Origin of the sequence: Sphingobium limneticum, assembly GCF_008710165.1 — a bacterium.
Classification (GTDB): domain Bacteria; phylum Pseudomonadota; class Alphaproteobacteria; order Sphingomonadales; family Sphingomonadaceae; genus Sphingobium; species Sphingobium limneticum.
The window spans coordinates 24,927-47,490 of the sequence record NZ_VYQA01000014.1 but is presented as its reverse complement, the minus strand read 5'-3'; the positions used below and the strand labels follow the sequence as shown (position 1 = coordinate 47,490).

General features: G+C 64.1%; 21 protein-coding genes. 8 read left to right on the top strand and 13 right to left on the bottom strand.

Going from position 1 to position 22,564, the window contains the following annotated elements; genetic code table 11:
* Nucleotides 1–159: 159 nt before the first annotated feature.
* From F4U95_RS17360 to F4U95_RS17340, 5 genes are all read right to left on the bottom strand, one after another.
* Nucleotides 160–1,179 (bottom strand): ParB/RepB/Spo0J family partition protein, encoded by a 1,020-nt coding sequence (locus tag F4U95_RS17360; protein ID WP_120253426.1) that lies wholly within the window; start codon nucleotides 1,177–1,179, stop codon nucleotides 160–162.
* Nucleotides 1,176–2,372 (bottom strand): AAA family ATPase, encoded by a 1,197-nt coding sequence (locus tag F4U95_RS17355; protein ID WP_120253425.1) that lies wholly within the window; start codon nucleotides 2,370–2,372, stop codon nucleotides 1,176–1,178. Before F4U95_RS17355 ends, F4U95_RS17360 begins: the two co-directional genes overlap by 4 nt.
* Before the next feature lie 412 nt (nucleotides 2,373–2,784).
* Entirely contained in the window at nucleotides 2,785–4,179 is a 1,395-nt protein-coding gene (locus F4U95_RS17350) for a carboxylesterase/lipase family protein (RefSeq protein ID WP_232016379.1), read from the bottom strand.
* A 31-nt stretch (nucleotides 4,180–4,210) separates the two neighbouring features.
* A complete protein-coding gene (locus F4U95_RS17345; protein WP_120253424.1) occupies nucleotides 4,211–5,251 on the bottom strand; it encodes an oxidoreductase in 1,041 nt (346 codons plus the stop codon).
* Nucleotides 5,248–5,970 carry an arylesterase gene (locus F4U95_RS17340; RefSeq protein WP_120253423.1) on the bottom strand — a complete coding sequence of 241 codons (723 nt, stop codon included), beginning with the start codon at nucleotides 5,968–5,970 and terminating at the stop codon, nucleotides 5,248–5,250. Before F4U95_RS17340 ends, F4U95_RS17345 begins: the two co-directional genes overlap by 4 nt.
* Here F4U95_RS17340 and F4U95_RS17335 point away from each other — a divergent pair.
* The 3 genes from F4U95_RS17335 (at nucleotide 5,969) to F4U95_RS17325 (ending at nucleotide 10,024) form a co-directional block, all read left to right on the top strand.
* Nucleotides 5,969–6,670 (top strand): ABC transporter ATP-binding protein, encoded by a 702-nt coding sequence (locus F4U95_RS17335; protein WP_120253422.1) that lies wholly within the window; start codon nucleotides 5,969–5,971, stop codon nucleotides 6,668–6,670. The genes F4U95_RS17340 and F4U95_RS17335 overlap by 2 nt on opposite strands.
* Nucleotides 6,667–9,189: an ABC transporter permease gene (locus tag F4U95_RS17330; protein ID WP_120253421.1), complete on the top strand. Its 2,523-nt coding sequence runs from the start codon at nucleotides 6,667–6,669 to the stop codon at nucleotides 9,187–9,189. Before F4U95_RS17335 ends, F4U95_RS17330 begins: the two co-directional genes overlap by 4 nt.
* Before the next feature lie 115 nt (nucleotides 9,190–9,304).
* Nucleotides 9,305–10,024: a cupin domain-containing protein gene (locus F4U95_RS17325; protein ID WP_120253420.1), complete on the top strand. Its 720-nt coding sequence runs from the start codon at nucleotides 9,305–9,307 to the stop codon at nucleotides 10,022–10,024.
* A gap of 13 nt (nucleotides 10,025–10,037) precedes the next feature.
* Here the strand turns inward: F4U95_RS17325 and copD are convergent, their stop codons facing one another.
* On the bottom strand, nucleotides 10,038–10,895 hold the full coding sequence (gene copD, locus F4U95_RS17320; protein WP_120253419.1) for a copper homeostasis membrane protein CopD: 858 nt from the start codon (nucleotides 10,893–10,895) through the stop codon (nucleotides 10,038–10,040).
* 6 nt (nucleotides 10,896–10,901) lie between these two features.
* Nucleotides 10,902–11,276, bottom strand: a complete 375-nt coding sequence (gene copC / locus F4U95_RS17315) for a copper homeostasis periplasmic binding protein CopC (protein ID WP_120253418.1) — start codon at nucleotides 11,274–11,276, stop codon at nucleotides 10,902–10,904.
* Between the two features lie 153 nt (nucleotides 11,277–11,429).
* Here copC and F4U95_RS17310 point away from each other — a divergent pair, with 153 nt between their 5' ends.
* The 5 genes from F4U95_RS17310 to F4U95_RS17290 are packed head-to-tail and all read left to right on the top strand — an operon-like array spanning nucleotide 11,430 to nucleotide 15,365.
* Nucleotides 11,430–11,693, top strand: a complete 264-nt coding sequence (locus F4U95_RS17310) for a hypothetical protein (protein ID WP_232016377.1) — start codon at nucleotides 11,430–11,432, stop codon at nucleotides 11,691–11,693.
* On the top strand, nucleotides 11,690–12,127 hold the full coding sequence (locus tag F4U95_RS17305) for a periplasmic heavy metal sensor (protein WP_120253417.1): 438 nt from the start codon (nucleotides 11,690–11,692) through the stop codon (nucleotides 12,125–12,127). The genes F4U95_RS17310 and F4U95_RS17305 overlap by 4 nt, the downstream gene beginning before the upstream one ends.
* Nucleotides 12,124–12,681, top strand: coding sequence for an RNA polymerase sigma factor (locus F4U95_RS17300; protein ID WP_120253416.1), 558 nt, complete (start codon nucleotides 12,124–12,126; stop codon nucleotides 12,679–12,681). The genes F4U95_RS17305 and F4U95_RS17300 overlap by 4 nt, the downstream gene beginning before the upstream one ends.
* Before the next feature lie 24 nt (nucleotides 12,682–12,705).
* Complete coding sequence (locus F4U95_RS17295; protein WP_120253415.1) at nucleotides 12,706–14,445, top strand: copper resistance system multicopper oxidase; 1,740 nt, start codon at nucleotides 12,706–12,708, stop codon at nucleotides 14,443–14,445.
* The gene (locus F4U95_RS17290) at nucleotides 14,442–15,365 is read left to right on the top strand and encodes a copper resistance protein B (protein ID WP_120253414.1); all 924 of its coding nucleotides are present in this window, start codon (nucleotides 14,442–14,444) and stop codon (nucleotides 15,363–15,365) included. Before F4U95_RS17295 ends, F4U95_RS17290 begins: the two co-directional genes overlap by 4 nt.
* 127 nt (nucleotides 15,366–15,492) lie before the next feature.
* Here the strand turns inward: F4U95_RS17290 and F4U95_RS17285 are convergent, their stop codons facing one another.
* From F4U95_RS17285 to F4U95_RS17260, 6 genes are all read right to left on the bottom strand, one after another.
* A complete protein-coding gene (locus F4U95_RS17285) occupies nucleotides 15,493–16,638 on the bottom strand; it encodes a M20 aminoacylase family protein (protein WP_120253413.1) in 1,146 nt (381 codons plus the stop codon).
* A 138-nt stretch (nucleotides 16,639–16,776) separates the two neighbouring features.
* Nucleotides 16,777–17,271, bottom strand: a complete 495-nt coding sequence (locus F4U95_RS17280) for an Lrp/AsnC family transcriptional regulator (RefSeq protein WP_066855158.1) — start codon at nucleotides 17,269–17,271, stop codon at nucleotides 16,777–16,779.
* A gap of 19 nt (nucleotides 17,272–17,290) precedes the next feature.
* Nucleotides 17,291–18,694 (bottom strand): aspartate aminotransferase family protein, encoded by a 1,404-nt coding sequence (locus F4U95_RS17275; protein WP_246171634.1) that lies wholly within the window; start codon nucleotides 18,692–18,694, stop codon nucleotides 17,291–17,293.
* 259 nt (nucleotides 18,695–18,953) lie between these two features.
* A complete protein-coding gene (locus tag F4U95_RS17270; RefSeq protein WP_120253412.1) occupies nucleotides 18,954–20,033 on the bottom strand; it encodes a tartrate dehydrogenase in 1,080 nt (359 codons plus the stop codon).
* Nucleotides 20,034–20,095: 62 nt separating this feature from the next.
* Nucleotides 20,096–21,559 (bottom strand): NAD-dependent succinate-semialdehyde dehydrogenase, encoded by a 1,464-nt coding sequence (locus F4U95_RS17265; RefSeq protein ID WP_120253411.1) that lies wholly within the window; start codon nucleotides 21,557–21,559, stop codon nucleotides 20,096–20,098.
* On the bottom strand, nucleotides 21,556–22,413 hold the full coding sequence (locus F4U95_RS17260; protein WP_120253410.1) for a GNAT family N-acetyltransferase: 858 nt from the start codon (nucleotides 22,411–22,413) through the stop codon (nucleotides 21,556–21,558). Before F4U95_RS17260 ends, F4U95_RS17265 begins: the two co-directional genes overlap by 4 nt.
* Between the last annotated feature and the right edge of the window lie 151 nt (nucleotides 22,414–22,564).

Genomic DNA, 22,564 nt, shown 5'->3' with positions numbered 1-22,564 from the left:
ACTGGACCTTGCGCTCCTTCAGCGCCGTCTTGAGTTCGCCCTCATTCGCCACCCTGCATCATCCCATTTGCTGTCCCCCCGGGGGGAAATCGATATAACAAACTGAAATATAAGGTTTATTCCTCTATTTTCAGCTTTTCGTTCCTGCAAAGCGCCTGTTTATCGCCGCTTTGCGGTGCGAATACGCGCCGCGTCGATCACCGGGCGCAACGCTTCCAATATGGCATCGGTCGACAGGTCCGACGGGGTGAGCGTGAGCGTCAGAACCTTCTGCTGATCCTTCAGCACCTCGCCGATCGGCTTGCCATTGCTGCCCGCAATCGCCGCCTTTTGCACGCGCCCCTTGGCCGTCATCGCCTTGAGCAGACGGCTCATCACCTCCGCGCCCGCAATGGGCTGTTCGTCACCCGAACGACGGAAACTCTGCTCCGATGCGATCTGGTCAGCTGCCGCCTCCAGCTTCGTCCGGCTTGCCGGATCGCGCAACAGCGGCAGCAGCTTCTCACCATATTTGGCCTGCAGATCCATGGGCGAATGGAAGGCGCTGACGAGGAAGGGGGGGATGTCGGTCAACGCAATATAACGCGACAATTGCGACTTGGAGATTTTCAGCCGCTCGGCCATGCGCAACTGCACACCGCCATAGAAGCGATCGACCGCAGCCTTGTAATTTAAGCCACGCTCCAGATCGGAAATATCCTCCCGCTCGCGATTTTCGATATCGGCCAGACGGAAGGCCGCCTCATCGTCCAGATCCTCGATGATCGCGATCAGATCGATGTCGGGATAATGGTTGCCGTTAAGCCAGCTGATCGCCCAGTGACGCCGGGTTCCCGTGACCAGTTCATAGGGCAGGGGGCCGTTGGGCGTACGCCGCACAACCGCAGGAATACGATTGCCGCCTTCGGCCAGGATGGAATCGATCAGGCTGCGCAGCCGATGTTCGTCCAGCAGCGAATAGTCACGCGCATTGCCGGGCCAGATCGAACATTCCGCCGGCTTCAACCGGATGGTCGGCCGTTTCACGATCCGCGCGGCTTCGCCAAAAGCTTCCAACCGCTTGTTGGTGAAATTGACGCGGCCGGGCGCCGCGGTTTCGCCCGTAACCGGATCAGGCGCCACGACGGGTTCGGCGGGAACGGAGGCAAGCGCCTCGCTGATCAGCGAGCGCCGGCTCATGCCGCGACACTCACGCCAGCGTCAGCAGCGCCGGTCAGGCTGGTCGATGCCCATTGCTGCCTGATCTGTTGTTCGACCTCGCCGAACACGGCATCGAGATTGTCGCGACACCGCATATAGGTCTGATGCGACGCCGACGGTTTGGATTCATAGATGGAGCGGAAGGCCTGTGTGGCATTCTTGATTTCTTCGGAAGCCAGGATCGGTTGGCCCAGCAACAGGCCCGCATAGGTCGCCTGCATGATCCGCCACATATCATTTTCACCCGGCTTGCTGGGCGAAAAGGTGGAACAGACGACGCGGATGAAGCCATAATTGACCGGCGTGCCATTTTGTTCGAGGATTTCGATATTGTCCGCGATCGTGTCCATGAAATGGATGGTGGACAGATAATCGAGCTGGCGCGCGGGTACGGGGATGAGCAGGCCGGTCGCGGCCGCCATCACATTGAGACCCAGAAAGCCCATGGCTGGCGGGGGATCGAGCAGGATCACGTCGAAATCCTTGGCCACGCTGGATATGCCGATACGCAGTGCCTGAAGACTTTCGCGCACCGCCTGCCCGCCTTCGCGCAGGGTAGAGGTCAGATCCCATTCCGCGTCCTGAAGGCCAAGGCTGGACGGGACGATCTTGATCGTGGGCCAGGGCGTGTCGCGGATCGTCTGGGCGAAATCGCTGAAGGTGCTGCGCGGCGACAGGAATGTGCCCAGCGTCTGATCATCGTCGATCAGCGTTTCGGGCTGGATATCGAACATGGTGGTGGTCGATGCCTGGGGATCGCAGTCGATCACCAGCACGCGATAGCCATGCAGCGCCAGATAGTCGGCCAGATGCTTGGTAATGGTGCTCTTGCCCACGCCGCCCTTGAAATTCTGAACCGCCAGGACGACCGCATCCTCGTCCGGCTGCTTGCCGACATGGATGCCCAAAGCCTCGCGGATCTGGGTCAGGTCTTCCAGCGTGTAATAGCGGCGGCCATTGGGCTGCTGCTTGGGCTGGGGCAGGCGCCCCTTGGATTCCGCTTTGGCCAATGCTTCGGGCGTGCGGCCGATCAGTTCGGCGGCAACCGTCGGTCCGAAGGTGATATCGAGCGTCTTGCGCGTGTCAGGGCGGAACACGATCGTCTTGATATGATCGCGCATTTGCTGGCACGCAGTGGTGACGTTACGCAGCGTGTTGACGGTAAACGACATAGCGCCCCTCATTGCCGAATCATGGCGGTAAAATGGTTAGCGTTTAATGCGCTCATTTAGCCATGAAAGTCAAACCTGACGGAAGGGTGGGCAGGAATTGCTTCCTTGCTGCACTGCGTCACCGCGAAGCACAACCGTTGATCGATGAACTGAGGGAAAGGATCGGCGCCAGCTGATAGCCCTTGGATCTCTAACCATGACGCAATTCTGGCGGCAAACGCGCATTAGAGATTTTTATGAGGAGATTATACTGATTACCATCCCATCGAGACAGCGATTCATGGCGGGAATCCTGCGATTCGCAAGCGACGTCCGAAAACTGATCGCACGACGGATCGGAACCGATAACACGGTGTGATGATTCCGAAAGTACGTCGTGCGAGTCTTGATAACACGCTGAATTTTCAGCCGATCAACGGTCGGGAACGATGGCTGCGCTGCCCTGTGTCCCGATGTCCATCAGCGTCGATGTTGCAGGCGCATAGGCTTTCCAGGCGGGCAGGCCTTTCCCATTAGGGTCGCCGCTTTTTACGAAATTGACCAGATAGCCGCTGGCCAAGCGGCCCAGTGCACGGTCGCCAGCCGTGGTCGCATCGCCATATTTGATCCCGACGGTGTCGAAGAAATAGGGGATTTCGCTCGCATGGCCTGCACCCCTGGTGTCGGCGGTGCGCAACGACTGCGCGACATAGGAGAAGCGATAATAATAGGTCGGCAGGTTTTGGCTGGCGAACAACTGCGCCATGGACCGCGCACCGGTCACCATCGTGCCGGTCGGACCGCCAATATCGTTACTGGTCGCGCCGATCATCACGGGCACCCGTGCAAACTTGCCGGCCTGATAGGCGGCAAGCGCGTCGACCGCGATCCGCCCGTCGGCGATCGGGCTGCTATAGGTGCGCGGTCCCGGCGCGGACAAGGTGGCCAGGTTCAGCCCATCGATCATCGTGTCCGCTGGCAGGGCGCGCAGCCTGGCCAGCGCATCGGGTGCGCCGGAGGCGACCCCCTTCTTCTCGGCAAAGGCTGCGCCCACCTGTTCTGCCGATGCCATCGTCGCTTCCTCCATCAGGCGCGGGCCGCCTGACTGGATCACGGCCCGGTGGAACAGCCCCTGCGCCATGGGCGATGTCAGCAGTGCATGGACCGACATGCCGCCCGCGCTTTCGCCCACGATGGTGACATTGGCCGGATCGCCGCCAAAAGCCGCGATGTTCGATTGCACCCAGCGTAGTGCCGCGATCTGGTCCATATAGCCATAATTGGCGAGCAGCCCCTTGTCCGCATCGGCCTTCGTCAATGCGGGATGAGCGAAGGTGCCGAACCGACCGATCCGATAGTTGAAGCTGACCATCATGATCCCCTGCCGCGCCAGCGCCGCGCCGGCATAGGTGGGTGGGGACGATCCGCCATTGACGAAGCCGCCGCCATAGATCCACACCATCACCGGCAACTTGGCCTTGGCCGCTGCCGGCTTCCACACATTCATATAGAGGCAGTCTTCGGACGGCGGCGTGCCGAGTGGCGCGGCATCGCTGGGGAAGGGGAGCTGCATGCAGTCATGGCCATAGCGGCTCGCATCGCGCACGCCCTGCCAACGCGCCACGGCTTGCGGCGCGCGCCAGCGCAGATCGCCGACCGGGGGCGCAGCGAAGGGGATGCCGCGAAAGGCGATGACGCCATCCTCCTCCACCCCGCGCAGCGCGCCGTCTGCTATGGTCACCACCGGCGCCGCGGAATTGGTCCGGGCGTCAGCGATCGGGGCGGTAAGGGCAGCGGCCATCAGCACGGTACGCAGGGTCAGGCTCATCTCTCATCCTCCATATTTTTTATAGGTCAGTTCAGGGCAGCGACACCACTCGATCCTGTCGCGCCGACAAGAGCGCGACTTCGACAATCTCCTGCACCGCTACCGCTTCATCAAGCGGAATCGGCAGGGCGGTGCCGGCCAGAAGGGCCGCGCCCAATTCGGCATAATAAAGCTGCTGGCACCCCATCGCAGCCGGGCGCAGCGTCACGCCGCCGGCACCGTCATGAATTTCCAGCGGATCGGGATCGACGCCCCAACCCAGCTCACCTGGACGCAGGCCAGCGATTAACTGCGCCTCCTGCGGATCGAGCTGCCGCTTGATGAGCGATCCCCCGCTGCCATGCACGGCAAAGCGCGGACTGCCACCAATATCGCCACCCGGCGCGTTCAGGCTGGCGTGCAGCACCGCGCGCATCCCCGGATAGCGCAGCACGACATGCGCCCAATCGTCCGCGGCCGATCCGGAGCGCAGCGCGGCAATATCCGCGCTGACCGCCAGCGGCCGGCCGAACAGCGCCAGCGCCTGATCGACCAGATGTGGGCCGAGGTCGAACCAGACACCCGATCCCGCCGATCCATCCTCACGCCAGCGGTCTCGCACTTCCGGGCGGAAGCGGTCGAAATGGGATTCGAAATGCGTCACCCGCCCGATCGTGCCTTCCTCTATCGCCGCGCGGATGCTGAGGAAGTCGCTGTCGAACCGTCGATTGTGGAAGACCGTCAGCTGCCGCCCATGGGTGTGCGCCAGTTTTACCAGATCGCGCGCCTCGGCCAGCGACAGGGCGAAAGGCTTGTCCACGACCACATGTTTGCCCGCTCGCAGGGCATCTGCGGCCAGCGCTGCATGTGTCGCACTCGGTGTCGCAACCACCACCAACGCGATCGCCGGATCGGCCAGCAGGGCGGCCGCTTCCATGCAGGCGATGGTGGGATCGAGCGCGGCCACCTCATCGGCCCTGCTGGTCGCGATCGCCACCAGATCCAGCGTCTTTGCGGCGCGGATCAGCGGCGCATGAAATACCCGCCCGGCCATACCATAGCCGATCAGGCCGACCTTGATCCGTGCCGTCATGGCTTGAGCGCCTCGGCCACCACAGGCGCCAGCTTGCCGACGATCACCGTCACGCCCTTGTCATTGGGGTGTATGCCATCGGGCAGTTGCAGCGTCCGATCGCCGATCACCCCGTCCAGCATGAAGGGATAGAGGCCGGCTTTATATTTCTGCGCCAGTTCGGGATAGATGGGGTTGAAGGCGGCGGCATAGTCCGGCCCCATATTGGGTGACGCCAGCATGCCGGTCAGCAGCACCGGGATGCCGCGTTTCTGCAACTGCGCCAATATCGCGTCCAGATTGGTGCGCGTCTCCGCTGGAGACAGGCCTCGCAGCATGTCGTTGCCGCCCAGCCCCACCAGCATCAGGTCGGGCTTACGGGGCAAGCCGTCCAGCGTGAAGGCGAGCCGCGTCAGCCCCGCCGCCGTGGTGTCGCCCGACACGCCGGCATTGACGACCCGCGCCTTCATGCCGTGCGCCGTCAGCGCCTTTTCCAGCACCGGCGCCAGCCCCTTGTCCTGATCCAGATTATAGCCGGCATAAAGGCTGTCGCCAAAGGCGACCACCAGCGGTTCGTCCGCCGCCGGCACCGCCGGCTGTGCCTGATTTGCCACCTGCGCTTCATGACCGGCGGGCGGCGAAGTGGGTGTTTTATCCGAACAGGCCACCGCCAGTTGGACAATCAGCGCCAACGCCCCATATTGCATCCACTTGTGGCCCAAGGAGCGCTCCTTCTTCATGCATCTGCCCATCGATCCCACCACTATCGCGATCCGCGCGCAGGATGTCACCCTTTCGCTTGGAACGCGCGAAGCGCCGGTGGCGATCCTCAAGGGGGTGGATCTTACCATCTTGCGCGGGGAGAGCATCGCCATCCTCGGCGCATCGGGATCGGGCAAAAGCTCGCTGATGGCCGTGTTGTCGGGCCTTGAACAGGCGAGCGGCGGCAGCGTCAGCGTGGGCGGCGTCGATTTCGGCGCGCTGGATGAGGACGCATTGGCGCAGGCCCGCCGCGGCCGCATCGGCATCATCCTGCAAAGCTTCCACCTGCTGCCGACCATGACCGCGCATGAAAATGTCGCCGTGCCGCTGGAACTGGCCGGCCATGCCGATGCCTTCGATCGGGCGGCGGCGGAATTGCGCGCCGTGGGCCTTGGCCATCGGCTCGACCATTATCCAGCCCAGCTTTCGGGTGGCGAGCAGCAGCGCGTGGCCATCGCCCGCGCCGTCGCGCCGCGCCCGACTTTGCTCTTTGCCGATGAGCCGACCGGCAATCTGGATGTCACCACCGGCGCCACCATCATGGACCTGCTGTTCGAACGGCAGGCGGCGGCGGGCGCGACCCTGGTCATCATCACCCATGATTCGGTGCTGGCGCAGCGCTGCGGCCGGATCGTGGAAATGCGCGACGGCCACATCATATCGGACCGCGCGGCGTGAACGCGCTGAATTGGCGCGCCAGCTGGCGCATCGCCCGGCGCGACCTGCATCTGGGCTTTCGCGGCCTGCGCCTTCTCTTCCTCTGCCTGTTCCTGGGCGTGGCGACATTGGCCGCGATCGGCAGTCTGACCGCCGCGATCACGCAGGAGCTGAGCGATCGCGGCCGCAATCTGCTGGGCGGCGACATCGAAATCGCCATGACGCAGCGGGAGGCACGGCTGGGCGACAAGGAAGCCTTCCGCCAACTCGGCACACTGAGCGAAACCATCCGCCTGCGCGCCATGGCGCAGCGTGTGGGGCAGGGGGCCAAAGATGCGCCGCCGGCGATCCTCACCGAGTTGAAGGGGGTCGATGCCGTCTATCCGCTTTATGGTACCCTTACGCTGAAAAGCGGCACATATAGTCCACTCGATCCCGATCATATGCTGATCGGCCAAGCGCTGGCGGAGCGGCTGGAGATTCGTCCCGGCGACCGGCTGCGCTATGGTACCGCCGATTTCACCATCGGCGGCATCATCGCCGACGAGCCGGACAGGCTGGGCGAAGGCTTCACCCTGGGCCCGGTCGCGATCGTCTCGATCGATGGGCTGCGCCGTACCGGCCTGATCCAGCCGGGTAGCCTCTATACCGCCAAATATCGTATCCGCCTGAACCCCGGTTTTGATCCTGCCACGGTGCGCAAGGACATGGAAAAGGCGCATGAAACCGACGGCTGGACGCTGAAGGACCGCGATCGTGCAGCGCCGGGCGCCAATCGCTTCATCGAACGCATGGGGCAGTTTCTGTCGCTGATCGGGCTGGCCGCCCTCGTCATCGCCGGCATCGGAGTCAGCAACGGCGTCGCCTCCTATCTCGCCGGCAAGCGCGGCGGCATCGCGACATTGAAAGTGCTGGGCGCGACCTCCACCGATATCGGCCGCATATATAGGATGCAGGTCGGCGTGGTCGCGCTGCTCGGCATCGCCGCCGGTCTTGTCGTGGGCGCGCTGTTGCCGCCATTGATCGTCGCGCTGGCGGGTGATGTGCTGCCGGTCAGCCCCGGCTTCCGGCTCCATCCGCTGCCGCTTGTCACCAGCGCCGCTTACGGCCTGCTCATCGCCTTCCTTTTCACCTTCCCGCCGCTCGGTCGCGCCCGCACCCAGCCGGCCGCCGCCATCTTTCGTGGTGCGGTGGAAACGCGGGGCGGCATCGACCGGCGCAGCCTGATCGCCATGGGCGGGGCAGGGGGCCTGCTCGTCGCGCTGGCTTTGCTGACCGCGCGCGAACCGCTCTTTTCTGCCGCCGTCCTCGGCGCGACGGCGGCGGTTCTGCTGTTGCTCCTCGGCCTGGGTTGGGCAGTCCGCCGCCTCGCCCTGATCGCGCCGCGCCCGCGCCGTCCGCTGCTGCGCCTTGCGCTGGCCAATCTTCACCGCCCCGGCGCGCAAACGGCCGCGCTGATCGTGGCACTGGGCCTTGCGCTCACTTTGTTCGTGACGCTGGCCGGCATCCAGACCAGCCTCGATCGCGAAATCCGCAACGTCGTGCCGGAAAAGGTGCCCAATCAGTTCGTCCTCGACATCCCCTCGGTGCAAGTCGACCGCTTCCGCGCAATCGCCCGCAAGCAGGCACCCGAAGCGCAACTCAACATCGTGCCGTCCCTGCGCGGCACGATCGTCGCCTATGGCGCGCAACGCGTCGCGGATCTGAAGGAACTGCCCGAAGGTGCCTGGTTCCTGCGCGGCGAGCGCGGTGTCACCTATAGCGCTGCCCTGCCGCAGGGCAGCGACCTGACCGCTGGTCAGTGGTGGCCGCGCGCCTATGCCGGCCCGCCGCTCGTCTCGCTGGACGAAGAAGCGGCGAAGGTCATGGGGATCGGCATCGGCGACAATCTGACCGTCAGCATCCTCGGCCGGGAAATCACTGCGCGCATCGCCTCCCTGCGGAAGGTCAACTGGGACACGATGGGCTTCAACTATATCCTCGTCTTCTCCCCCAACACATTGGCCGCCGCGCCGCACAGCATGACCGCGACCATCACCATGGATGCCCGCCACGACGCGGCCATGACCCGCGCGCTGCTCGCCGCCTTCCCCGGCGTGTCGGTGATCGGCGTGGGCGATGTGATCGATCAGGTCGGTACCATCATGACGCAGATGTCGCGCGCCATCGTCGCTGCCGCCTCGGTCGCGATCCTGGCGGGCATCGCCGTGCTGGTCGGCGCCATCGCCGCCTCCCGCGCGGCGCGCAGTTATGACAGCGTGATATTGAAGACGCTGGGCGCGACCCGCTGGCAGATATTGGGCGGGCAGGCGATCGAATATGGGTTGCTTGCGTCCATGCTGGCGCTGGTTGCGCTAGGGCTCGGGCTGACGGCGGCCTGGTTCGTCATCGTGCGGATCTTCGAATTTACCTGGGCGCCCGACTGGTGGGTGGTGCTGGCGACATTGGGCGGCGGCGCATTGCTGACGCTGGGCATCGGCCTTGCCGGTGCGATTCCGCTGATGTCGATCCGCCCGGCCCGCGCCCTGCGGCAGTTGTAACGGCCGCTGCCGCCGCAAACGGCACCGATCGCGGCATATCCTGCCGCGATCGGTGCCTCCTGCTGCGCCGCCGCTTTTATCCTGCCGCCTTCGTCCAGCACAGGAAAAGGCCGGCATGACCAGCACCGCTTCGCAAATCCGCTCCTTCATCGACCTGCGTCAATGGGCCGCAGGCGTCACCGTCGCCCCGGCAATCGGCGACGCTTTCCTGGGCGCTCGCGCAGCCCTGCCACTCGCCGACGGGCCGATCAGCGCCGGCCTTATCCTCCTGCCGCAGGGCAACGGCACCGTTTCCGCCTTGCCCGGCGAAGAGTTCATCATCGTGGAAGCCGGCGCCGTCCGCATCGAACAGGCGGGCAAGCGCTTCACGCTGACCGAAGGCCAAAGCCTGCTGCTACGCGACGGCGCGACCTTCGATTGGTCGGCCGATGCCGACGTTCGCCTTGTCTTCATGCGCCGCAGCGGCGGCCCGGCCGGCGATGGCGCGATCATCCCGGTCGATACCGGTGCGCCGCTCGAACCATCGGGTGCCCCGCTTGCCGAATTGCTGGTCGGCCCGACGCCGCAGTGCCGCAACCATGGCGATTATAAATCGGACGACGGCGAATATATGGTCGGTACCTGGGATTCGACGCCCTATTATCGCCGCGCCATGGCCTATCGCCATTTCGAACTCATGTACCTGCTCGAAGGCAGCGTCACCTTCGTCGACGAAGCCGGCGAAGAAGGGACTTTCCACAAGGGCGACATCTTTCTGGTGGAACAGGGCGCACAATGTAGCTGGGACAGCCAGGTCCATGTGAAGAAAGTCTACTGCATCTACCGACCGGCCTGACACGGAAGGCTGGTCAGGCCATCGGATCGAGCGTCCCCAGCCATGCCACCAGCCCTATGATGGCGATGGCGGCGCTCGTTTCGATGGCCAGCGACAGGCGCAGATGGGCAATGGCCCGCTGCGCCTCGCCCCGCTCCAGCAAGGGCGTCAGCCGCCAGCGGTTCACCGCCGCCAGCCCCAGCATCAGTGCGAAGAGTGCCAGCTTGGCGCCAAGCAACATACCATAGCGGCTGCCCACCAGCGCCGGCGCGTCCGCCAACCCCACGATCGTCACCAGATTGATCGCGCCGCTGATGATGAGGGTCGCCACGATCAGCGTCCCCATCAGGGCAAAGCCGCCCAGCATCGCGGCCACCCGCTGCACATCATGACGCAGCGTCACCACCGCATGCAGCAGCACCGCGAGTGCCCCGATCCATCCAGCCGCCGCCCATATATGGGCGACATCGGCAGCCCGGTGCAGCGTACCCGCCATATCTTCCGTCGCGCCGGCATGACCGGTCCAGGCCAGCGTTGCAGCCGCGACCGCCGCAGGGATCAGTGCGACCCGAAGGCCCTGCGGCAGGAGAAGGCAAGCCAGCGTCAACAGCAGTGCGCCACTGCGCACCGCCAGCACCGGGCCGATCGGTGTCATCGTCAGCAATATCTGCGCGCTGGCCCAGTCGGGGCTGCTGATCGGCGTGCCAGTCATGGCGGCGGCGCTGGCCAGCAACCACAGCGCAGACAGCGCCATGCCGCCCAGCGCCAAAATGACCAGCAGGCTCTTTCTCCCCGCCATGCCCATGGCCCACCAGAATAGCGGCAGGCCCATGAGCAGGGCGAGGTCGATCATCAGTGCAAAGCGCGCGCCGATCAGTGCCCCCTCGGTCATCGGCTCTTACTTGACCTTGAAGCTGTAACCGCCTTCCATCTTGTGCTGGTCGGCGCCGACGATATGCCATTTCAGGTCATAGCTGCCGGCGGGCAGAGCGCGGGGGAAGGTCAGGGTCATGGTCTTGCCGTTGACGTCGGTCTTGAATCCCTTGATCGGCATCGGTTCATGATTGGCCATGCCCGGCATCCCGGTCATCACCAGCTCCGCGCTGCTCATGGGGGCCAGGAAGGTTTCGGAGAAGGTCAGGCTCAGCTTGGTCGGCTTGGCGACGGTCGCGTTGGCGGCCGGGGTGGACGACACCAGCTTGCTGTGCGCGCTCGCTACGCCGGGCAGAGCCAGCGCAAGGGCGGCAGCAGCGGTCAGGAAATAACGGGTCATGGGATAGTCTCCATCGGGGTGGCCAGATAGGGTGGTCAGGGGATGATACGCATGGACTTGCCGTACCCCTCGACCCATGGGCATATTTTTTCGTCCGTACAGATGAGGGATAGCCGTCGCTCGCGCGTATGCGTGGGGAAGGATGGAGATTAGATGATGAGCGATCTGGATCAGTTGCTGGGGGCGGTGCGGGCAATGCCGACCGACGCGCGCCTGGCGGATATGGACGCGGCGGTGATGGGTGGCCTCGCCCGACGGCGCGACCGGGCGATGGCCCGGCGCAGCCTGATGCTGGCCGGCCTTCTGGCGATCGGCATCGGCTGGGCCGGCAGCATCGTGCCCGGTGCGCCTGCACAAGCGGCGCCCCTGCCGATCGGCATGTCCGACTATGCGCCGTCCCGCCTGCTCGGCCAATGAACGGCCGGCGTTATATATGGGTGGCGCTGGTGGCCTTCGCTGCGGCGCTTGCCGCCGTGCTGGTCGCGCGCATCTGGCTGGCGCCGCCACCCCGCGTCGAAAGCGAGGTCCACGCCCTCCTCCATCAGCGGCTGACGCTCGACGCCGCGCAGGAACGGCGCATCCACGCACTGGAGGCCACCTTCGCCAAGCGCCGCGAAGCGCTGGAGGCGGAAATGCGTGCCGACAATGAGCGGCTGGCCACCGCGATCGAGGTTGAACATGGCTATGGTCCCAAAGTGGCCGAAGCCGTCGATCGATCGCATCATGTGATGGGTCAGCTGCAAAAGGAAACGCTCCAGCATATCTTCGCGATGCGCGGTGTATTGCGCCCCGATCAGGCGGCGCAGTTCGATGCCGCGATCGTCAAGGCGCTGACCCAGCCGGCCCGGTGACGACAGCCGATCCTGATGATCGCGCCTTGGCCACTCGCGCGCTGGCCGGGGATCAGGCCGCCTATGGGGCGCTGATGCGGCGGCATCGCGACGCCATGTTTCGGCTGGCGCGCGGGGCCATCGGCGATCCTGACGAAGCGCTCGACATCACGCAGGAAAGTTTCGTCGCCGCCTTCGCCGCGCTCGCCCGCTATGACGGATCGCGCCCGTTCCGCATCTGGATCGCGCGCATCACCCTCAACAAATGCCGCGACTGGGGGCGTCGCCGTGCCGTCCGTCGTTTCTTCGCCTTTGCCAACCCCATCGACGATGCGCTCGACATTGCGGACGCCGGTGCGACACCGGAGGAAGCGGCGCGATCCGCGCAGGAGGTCGCCCGCATCAACGCTGTCATCGCTACGCTGCCGGCCAATCTGAAGAATGTCCTGCTGCTCCGCACGATCGAGCAGATGAGCCAGGCCGAAGCCGCGCAGGTGCTGGGCATTACAGAGAAGGCGGTCGAAACCCGCCTCTACCGCGCTCGCGCAAAACTCGCTGAAATTTTGAGGGATTGAAGCCCCGCCCGCGTATGAAGGGGCATGACCGATCTGTCCCTTGACCGCCGCACCCTCTTCAAAGGCGCCGCCGCACTGACTCTGGCCGGCGCCGTCCCCGCCTGGGCACGCAGCGGCACTGCTGGCCTGCATCCCGCGCCGGGAGTCCTGTCGGGCGATCGCATCGCGCTCACCGTGGGCGACAGTCATTTCGGCACCGGCGGCCGGTCGGCCCATGCGATCACCATCAACGGCACCGTGCCCGCGCCGCTCATCCGTCTGAAGGAAGGGCAAAGGGTTCAGCTCGCCGTCACCAATAATCTGAAAGAAGACACGTCGATCCACTGGCACGGCCTGATCGTCCCCTTCCAGATGGATGGCGTGCCCGGCGTCAGCTTCCCTGGTATCCGGCCGGGCGAAACTTTCACCTATGATTTCCCGATCCGTCAGTCGGGCACCTATTGGTATCACAGCCATTCGGGCATGCAGGAGGCGATGGGCCATTATGGCCCGATCGTCATCGATCCCGCCGGCGTCGATCCGGTGCAGTCGGACCGGGAACATGTCATCGTGCTGGCCGACTGGTCGCTGGTCCATCCGCATGTGCTGCTCAAGCGGCTGAAACAGATGGGCGGCTATCATAATTTCCAGCGTCAGACGTTGGCGGGGCTGCTGGCCGGTAAGGATCAGGGCCTCAAGGACCGGATGGACTGGGGCAAGATGCGCATGGACCCCACTGACATTTCCGATGTCACCGGCTCGACCTATAGCTTCCTCATCAACGGCCATGGCACGCCGGAAAACTGGACCGGGCTCTTTGCGCCGGGCGAGCGGGTGCGCCTGCGCATCGTGAATGCTTCGGCCATGACCAATTTCAACATCCGCCTGCCCGGCCTGCCGATGACCGTGGTCCAGTGCGACGGCCAGCATGTTCAGCCGGTCGAGACGGACGAGTTCCAGATCGGCATCGCCGAAAGCTACGACGTCATCGTGCAGCCGACCGAAGCGAAAGCCTATGGTCTGATTGCCGAAGCCATCGACCGTTCGGGGCAGGTCCGTGCCACACTTGCGCCGCAGATCGGCATGGTGGCGCCCATCCCCGACCTGCGCGCGCGTCCGCTCCTCACCATGAAGGATATGGGGATGGACATGTCCGGCATGGACATGGGGCAGGGCGGCGTGATCGACCTCAGCCAGCCAGCGAACGACAGCATGTCCGGCCATGCCATGAAGATGCTCGATCCATCGGTGGCGCCCGACGTGCCGATGGGACCGGGAGTCGCGACCCTATCCTCCATGCCGGCCGATCGTACCGCCGACCGGCCGACAGGGTTGGAGGATGTCGACCATCGCGTCCTCACTTACGCCGATCTGCGGTCGCTGGAACCCAACGCAGATATCCGCACGCCGACCCGTTCCCTCGACATTCACCTGACCGCCAACATGGAACGCTATATGTGGTCCTTCGATGGGGTGAAGCTGTCGGACGGTGCGGACCCGATCGCCTTCCGTCATATGGAGCGCGTGCGCATCACGCTCATCAACGACACGATGATGCCGCATCCCATCCATATCCATGGCCATTTCTTCCAGTTGCTGACCGGCGACGATCCGACCCATAATCCGCGCAAGCATACGGTGAATGTCCTGCCCGGCGGCAAGATCAGCTTTGACCTCACCGCCGATGCGCTGGGCGACTGGGCGTTTCACTGTCACATGCTGATGCACATGCACGCCGGGATGATGCGCGTCGTCACGGTGCGTCATGAGGAGGACGCGGCATGAAGCGCCTGATCACCTCCGCCGTACTGCTGCTGGCCGGCACCGCCATGCCTGCTTTGGCACAGGACCACAGCCAGATGGACCATAGCGCGCACCAGATGCCGCCAGGGCAGGAGGATGCGGCGTCGGATCAACCCGCCGATCCCCATGCCGGTCACGCCATGCCCGCATCGGATGATGGCGTGCCCAGGGGCGTCGCCCCGCCAGTCCCCACCGATCATGCCGCCGAAGCTCTTTACGACCCTGCCGTCATGGCCCGCGCCCGCGCCGCCATGCTCAAGGAAAGCGGCGGCATGACCTTTTCGCAGCTCATGATCGACCGGCTGGAATATCGCGCGCAAAAGGGCGGCGACGGCTATCATTGGGAGGGCGAAGGCTGGATCGGCGGCGACATCAATCGCCTCGCCATCAAGTCGGAAGGGGAGGGCGACGTGCGCGGCGCGCTCGAAAACGCGGAACTCCAGGCGCTCTACAGCCGCGCGATCGATCCCTGGTGGAACATCGTCGGCGGCGTGCGGCATGATTTCCGGCCGCAGCCCCAGCGCACCTATGCCACCGTCGGCATAGAGGGCCTCGCCCCCTATTGGTTCGAGGTGGAGGCGCAAGCCTTCCTGTCGAACAAGGGTGACGTTCATGTCCGCGCCGAGGGTAGCTATGACCAGCGCATCACGCAGCGCCTGGTGCTGCAACCCGCCGCCGAAGTGAATATCGCGGCGCAGGACGTGCCGGAGCTGGGCATCGGATCGGGTCTGTCCAACATCGAACTGGGTTTGCGCTTGCGTTATGAATTCGCCCGCGAATTTGCACCCTATATTGGCGTAAACTGGGAACGTAGCTTCGGCGGCACCGCGCGCTACGCCCGCGCGGCGGGAGAGCGGGCATCGGCCACAAGCCTGGTGATGGGCATCCGCTTCTGGTTCTGATGTTTTCCGCACGGCCGGATTAGGACGGATCAGACTCATCCCGTGCCTGATAAATGTTCCCCGGCACAGGCCGGGGTCCAGTCCCATGTTCCGAACTGGACCCCGGCCTGCGCCGGGGACATCGTGGTCAGCCCAGATGTCGCTCCGCCAGTGCGACGTGCAGCTTGATGCCGAGCGCCAGCACATCGTCGTTGAAGTCATAATGCGGGTTATGCAGCGGCACCGACCCTTCCGGCTTCGCCTGCCCCAGCCAGATATAGGCGCCCTTGCAGGCTTGCAGCATGAAGGCGAAATCTTCCGACGTGAAGGCCGGGTCGGGCGCCAGTTGTGCTTCGCCCACAGTCGCGGCGGCATCCAGCGCTTCCTGCGCCGCTTCCGCATCGTTGATCGTCGCGGGATAATAGCGCGTATAATCGACGCGCGCGGTCAACTCTCCGGCCAGCGCCACGCCTGCCGCAATCTGCCGGATCGACTCCTCGATCCGGTCCTGCACCTTGGGATCGAAGGTGCGCACCGTGCCCGAAATCGTCACCAGTTCCGGGATCACATTATGCGTATGTCCGCCATGAATCTGGGTTATGGACAGCACGGCCGACGATGTCGGCGCGATCCGGCGCGACACGATGGCGTTCAATTGCTGCACCAATGATGCTGCAGCAACTATGGCGTCGGGCGTATCCTGCGGGATCGCGGCATGTCCCCCGCGGCCCTCTAATTTGATCTCGAACTTGTCGGCCGCGCCCATGATCGGGCCGGGGCGCGTCGCGATCGTGCCGGCGGGCAGATCGGGCCAATTGTGCAGCCCGAACACACGGTCGCAGGGAAAACGCTCGAACAGGCCTTCCTTCACCATTTCCCGCGCGCCGCCCTGGCCTTCTTCGGCGGGCTGGAAGAAGAAGTTGATCGTCCCGTCGAAATTGCGGCTGCGCGTCAAATGCTGCGCAGCACCGAGAAGCATCGCGACATGGCCATCATGGCCGCAGCCATGGAAAGTGCCGGGCGTCGTGCTGGCATAAGGCAGGTTGGTCTGCTCATGGATGGGCAGCGCGTCCATGTCGGCGCGCAGCCCGATGCTGCGCGAAGATGTGCCGTTGCGCAGCACGCCGACCACGCCGGTCCTGCCGATCCCCTCATGCACCTCCAGCCCCAGCGCGCGTAGTTGCTCGGCGATCCTTCCTGCGGTGCGATGCTCGCAAAAGCCGAGTTCGGGATGGGCATGGATGTCGCGGCGGAACGCGACGAGCGGTTCGATCAGGTCGGATATGTCGGTCATGATGTAAAGCTAGCCCCAATCGGTTGATGCTGTCTCACCAAAATCTGTTTCCCCGGCGAAGGCCGGGGTCCAGTCCGACCGTATCAACTGGACCCCGGCCTTCGCCGGGGAACGCATCATTTAGATGCCAGCCAAACCTTATCTCTGTTCCCCGAACAGATGCTGGATCGGGTAATGATGCTTGATGAAGGGCGATTTGATCACGACATAGCTGAAATATTTCTCGATGCCGTAGTCGCTCTCCAGCATGCCTTCGATGATCGACTGATAATGGGCCACGCCGCGCGTTACGAATTTCAGCAGATAGTCGTAGCCACCACTGACAAGGTGACATTCAACGATCTCGTCCAGCTTGCGGATGCGCGTCTCGAACCGGGAAAAGTCGCCGGCGCGATGTTCGGTCAGCGTCACTTCGGTAAAGACGGTCAGATATTCGCCCAGCTTGTGCAGGTTGATGTGCGCACCATAGCCGGTGATGTAGCCAGCCTTTTCCAGCCGCTTCACCCGCGTCAGGCAGGGGCTGGGCGACAGGCCGACCGCGTCGGCCAATTCGACATTGGTGATGCGGCCTGATTGCTGAAGTTGCGTCAGGATCTTGAGGTCGATCCTGTCCAGTCTGGGTCCGCCCAACATCTGCCTTGCTCCCCGTCTCTTATCTCACCGCCGCACGAATATCGGCTTCTTCGAGCAGATCGTCCAGCGTCTTGGCGATGCGCGCGAATATCTCGTCCATCTCCGCGTCCGACGCGCACAGCGCCGGGGCCAGGCCGATGATATTGTCGGCAAAGGCGCGGAAAATGACGCCATTATCATAGGCTTTGGCGAACAACCGATCGGCCAGTTTCAGGGCGGGATCGAACCGCGCCTTGCTGCCCTTGTCCGTGACCAGCTCGATCGCGCCCAGCAAGCCGCGCCCGCGCGTGTCGCCAACCATGGGATGATCCATCAGGCCCGCCATGCCGGCGTCGAAGCGCGCGGCGACCTTTTGCCCGTTTGCCAATATCCCGCCCTCGGTATAGAGGCGCAGCACTTCCAGCCCCACGGCTGCGCTGACCGGATGGCCCGAATAGGTCGCGCCATGGCCGATCACCACTTCGGGCGCCGCGCCGTTGGCGATTCCCTGATAGATATGGTCTGACATCAGCACCGCGCCCATCGGCACATAGCCCGCAGTCAGGCCCTTGGCGACGGTCATCAGGTCGGGCGTCACATCCTCCGCTTCGCAAGCGAACATGGGACCGGTACGACCAAAGGCGGTGATGACCTCATCGGCGACCAGCAAGATGTCCAGTTCGTCGCAGGCCTGGCGCATCGCCTTCAGCCAGCCGACCGGCGGCACGATCACGCCGCCCGATCCCTGGATCGGCTCGCAGAAGAAGGCGGCGACATTGTCTGCGCCCAGCTCCGCCACCTTGTCCTTCAATTGCTGCACCGACCGGGCGATGATCGCTGCGTCGTCGCCCTCCAGATCGCTGCGATAGGGATAAGGCGACGCTATGTGATGCTGCCAGCGCAGCGGAAGGTCGAAACCGCGATGGAAATTCGCGAGCGCCGTCAGACCCGCACCGGTCGTGCTCGACCCGTGATAGCCGCGCTCCAATGCGATGCACTGCTTCTTTTCCGGTTTGCCGATCGCGTTGAAATAATGAGTGATGTAGCGGATGGCGCTGTCCACCGCGTCCGATCCGCCCAGCGTGAAATAGACATGATCAAGCCCTTCAGGGCTCAGGTCGACCAGCTTTTGCGCCAGCCGCACTGCCGGCTCGCTGCCGAAATGAAAATAGCCGGTGGCATAGGGCAGGCGGCGCATCTGCTCGGCCGCGACCTCGGCGATGCTGTCCTGGCCATAGCCGACATTGACGCACCACAGGCCGGCAAAGGCGTCCAGCAGTTCCTTGCCGTCCATGTCCTTCAGCCACATGCCCTTGCCGCTTTCCAGCAGCAGCGCGCCATGCGCCTCATGCCCGCGGAAGGAAGTGACGGGGTGGATCAGGTGGTCGCGGTCGATGTCCAGCAGGGAACGGTTGGATTGCAGCGTCATCAGGGGGCTCGCCATTGTGGTTCTGAACGCCAGCCTATCTGCATGCCGCAGTTGCAAAGCCTGATATGCGGCGATTGGCGACCCTGTCATTACATAATGGCGAAGGCGGACGGCATAATATGCCGCTGTCCTACTAAGAGACTTTTTGGTAGATGAAGAGAGGGCCGCCCTCATGGGACGGCCCTCCAATAGGCTTTTCGATAGGATCGGGCTAACGCAACATTATGTCCGATCCAGCGGGAAATGTGCGAAGTTAAGCGCGGTATTTCCTACTTCACGCCAGCGCGTCGGCAATCGCCTTGCCGCATTGTTCGGTATTGGCCTTGCCTTTGAGGTCGCCGGTGCGCAGCCCCGGCTGCGCCAGCACCGTTTCGACCGCGCGCATGATCGCAGCCGCGGCATCTGCTTCGCCCAGATGCTCCAGCATCATCGCTGCCGACCAGATCTGGCCGACCGGATTGGCGATACCCTTGCCCGCAATATCGGGCGCCGACCCATGGACCGGCTCGAACAGCGAGGGCGCGGTACGGTCCGGGTTGATGTTGCCCGACGGCGCGACACCGATCGTGCCGGTGCAGGCTGGGCCAAGGTCGGACAGGATATCGCCGAACAGGTTGGACGCGACCACCACGTCGAACCGATCGGGGTTCAGCACGAATTGGGCCGTCAAAATATCGATATGATATTTGTCATGGGTGACGGTCGGATAATTCTTCGCCATTTCCTCCACCCGCTCGTCCCACCAGGGCATGGTGATGGCGATCCCGTTGGACTTGGTTGCCGACGTGACATGCTTGCGATCCCGCGTTGCGGCCAACTCGAACGCATAGCGCAGCACGCGGTCGGTGCCGTGACGGGTCATCACCGTTTCCTGGATCACCACCTCGCGCGGCGTGCCGGGGAACATCTTGCCGCCGACCGAGCTATATTCGCCCTCGGTATTCTCGCGCACCACCCAGAAATCGATATCCCCCGGCTCGCGCCCGACCAGCGGGCAAGGCACGCCCGGCATCAGGCGGACGGGACGCAGATTGACATATTGATCATATTCTCGGCGGAACTGGAGCAGCGAACCCCAGAGCGAGATATGATCCGGCACCGTATCGGGCCAGCCGACCGCGCCGAAGAAAATGGCATCGGGATTGCCGATCTGCGCTTTCCAGTCATCCGGCATCATCTGGCCATGTTTGGCATAATAGTCGCAGCAGGCGAAATCCTGCCACGTCTGCTCGATGGTGAAGCCATAGAGGCTCGCCGCGCGCTCCAGCACGCGAATGCCTTCGGGCATGACCTCCTTGCCGATCCCGTCGCCGGGTATGACGGAGATGGCATAATTACGGTTGGTGGCGGACATAATCACTCCGTTCGCCCTCCCCTGTCGAAGGGCGCTTTTGTCTGAAGAAAAAGGGGCGGGACTTAGAGTTTCAGCCCCGCAATATGGAACGCCTTGGTTTCCAGATATTCCTCTATTCCGGCGTGGGCGCCTTCGCGGCCCAGGCCCGACATCTTGACCCCGCCGAAGGGTGCGACCTCCATGGCGATCGCGCCGCTGTTGAGCGCGACCATGCCGGCTTCCAGCCGCTCGGCCACGCGGAAGGCGCGGTGCAGATTTTCGGTGTAGAAATAGGCGGCCAGACCATAGCTGGTGGCGTTGGCCAACTCGATCCCTTCTTCCTCATGCGTAAAGCGGAACAGCGGCGCCACCGGGCCGAACGTCTCTTCCTCGGCCAGCCGCATGTTCCGCGTCGCCCCGGTCAGTATCACGGGCGTGGCGAACCGATCGCCTGCCGCTTCATTGGGCGCCTGCGCGAACAGGGTGGCGCCATGGGACAGCGCATCCTCGACATGCGCCTTCACCTTGTCGGCAGCGGCCGCATTGATCAGCGGTCCGATCGTGCTGCCCGGCACATCGCCCGGCGCGACCTTGAGCGCGCTGACGGCCTTGGCCAGCTTTTCGGCGAACTGGTCGTAGACGCCGTCCTGCACCAATATGCGGTTGGCGCAGACGCAGGTCTGGCCCGCGTTGCGGAACTTGCTGACCATGGCGCTGGCGACGGCAATGTCGACATCAGCGTCATCGAACACGATCAGCGGCGCATTGCCGCCCAGCTCGAAACTCACCCGCTTGATGGTATCTGCGCACTGCCGCATCAGGAGCGCACCGACGCGGGTCGACCCGGTGAAGGACAGCTTGCGCACCACGGGACTGGCCGTCAGAGCGCCGCCGATCGCAGTCGGCATGCCCGTAACGACATTGAACACGCCCGCCGGCACGCCCGCTTCCTCCGCCAGCTTCGCCAGCGCCAGCGCGCTAAAGGGCGTCATGTCGGAAGGCTTTACGACGACCGGACATCCTGCTGCCAAAGCAGGCGCGCATTTGCGCGTGATCATCGCCGCCGGGAAATTCCATGGCGTGATCGCGGCCGACACGCCGACCGGCTCCTTCATCACCAATATGCGGCGATTGGCTTCCGGCGCGGGGATGATGCCGCCATCGACGCGGCGGGCCTCTTCGGCAAACCATTTGACGAAGCTGGCAGCGTAGCGAATTTCGCCTTCGGCCTCCGCGATCGGTTTGCCCTGCTCCGCAGTCATGATCCGGCCAAGGTCGGCGACATTGTCCAGGATCAGCGCGTGCCAGCGCTCCAGCACGGCGGCGCGGTCGGCTGCCGTACGCGCCTTCCACGCCGGGAAAGCCGCTTCGGCCGCAGCAATGGCTGCCAGCGTGTCCGCCTCGCCACAATCGGGCACGGTGCCAATGATCGCGCCGGTCGCGGGATTGTCGACCGGCAGGGTCGCGCCCGACGTCGCGCCGACCCAGGCGCCGCCGATGAAGGCGCGTTCGATGAAGAGGGCGGAGTATTTGAGGCTGATGGTCATCCGAGCGCCTGTGTGGTCAGAGAGAAAGTAGTGATCGACGGATCGCTGGCGGGCGCGGGGCCGCGCACCATGCGCATCACCCGGCCGACGCAGGGCAGGCCAAGCTCGTCCAGCCAGGCGCCAAGGCCGCTTTCCTCCGGTATGTCCAGGCGGCAGAACATGCCGCTATTGGACCCCAGCCAGTGGGATATCAGCGCCCGTGCCCCGCCCGTATCCGGCGCGATGGTCGGGCCCACGACATAGCCCCGGCCGAAACGGCGGAATAAGGCGAAGCCCACCGGCTCGTTGCCACGGGTCAGCACCACACCCTGCGCGCCCGGAACCAGCGCGTCGAGCAGCGCGTCCCGATCCATGCCGGTGGCGCGGCGGGCGAGCGCATGCAGCGTCGGCATGTCCTTCGCACCCAGCGGCCGGACCCGCTCTTCCGGTATCAGTTCCGCCATCGGCACGGCGAAGGCTGCGCCCTGATGCTGGAATACGGGGCCGACGGGCTCGAACCCCAGCTTGCGGTAGAGCGGTACGCCCTCGTCCGTAGCGTTGAGCAGCACGGTGCGGTCGCCCAGCTCGGTCAGCACCGCTTCCATCAACTGGCGGCCAAGGCCCATGCCCTGCGCGCTGGGCGATACGATGACCATGCCCAGCGTCGCGGCATTGTCACCATAGAGCCAGGCCATGGCGGTACCGACCACCGCACCATCGCGTTCCACGACATAGCCAAAGCCAAGGCCGAACAGCATTTCCCAATCTTCGATCCGATGGGGCCATTTCTGTTCGCTCGATAGTATATGGGCGGCGGCCAGATCGTCGACGGTCATCCGTCGCAAGTCCACCATCGCCTCTATGCCTGTCGCCATGCGCTTGCTCCTTGGCGGGAAAGGAACGCCCGCCTGCCTTACTTTGGGAATCAGTGGTCGGACATTAGGAGGCCGCTCCAAGCATTGGCTGCTGCCTTCGCGCCGATTTTGGAAGATTATCGCGCACATTTTCCCGTGCAATTGCAACAAA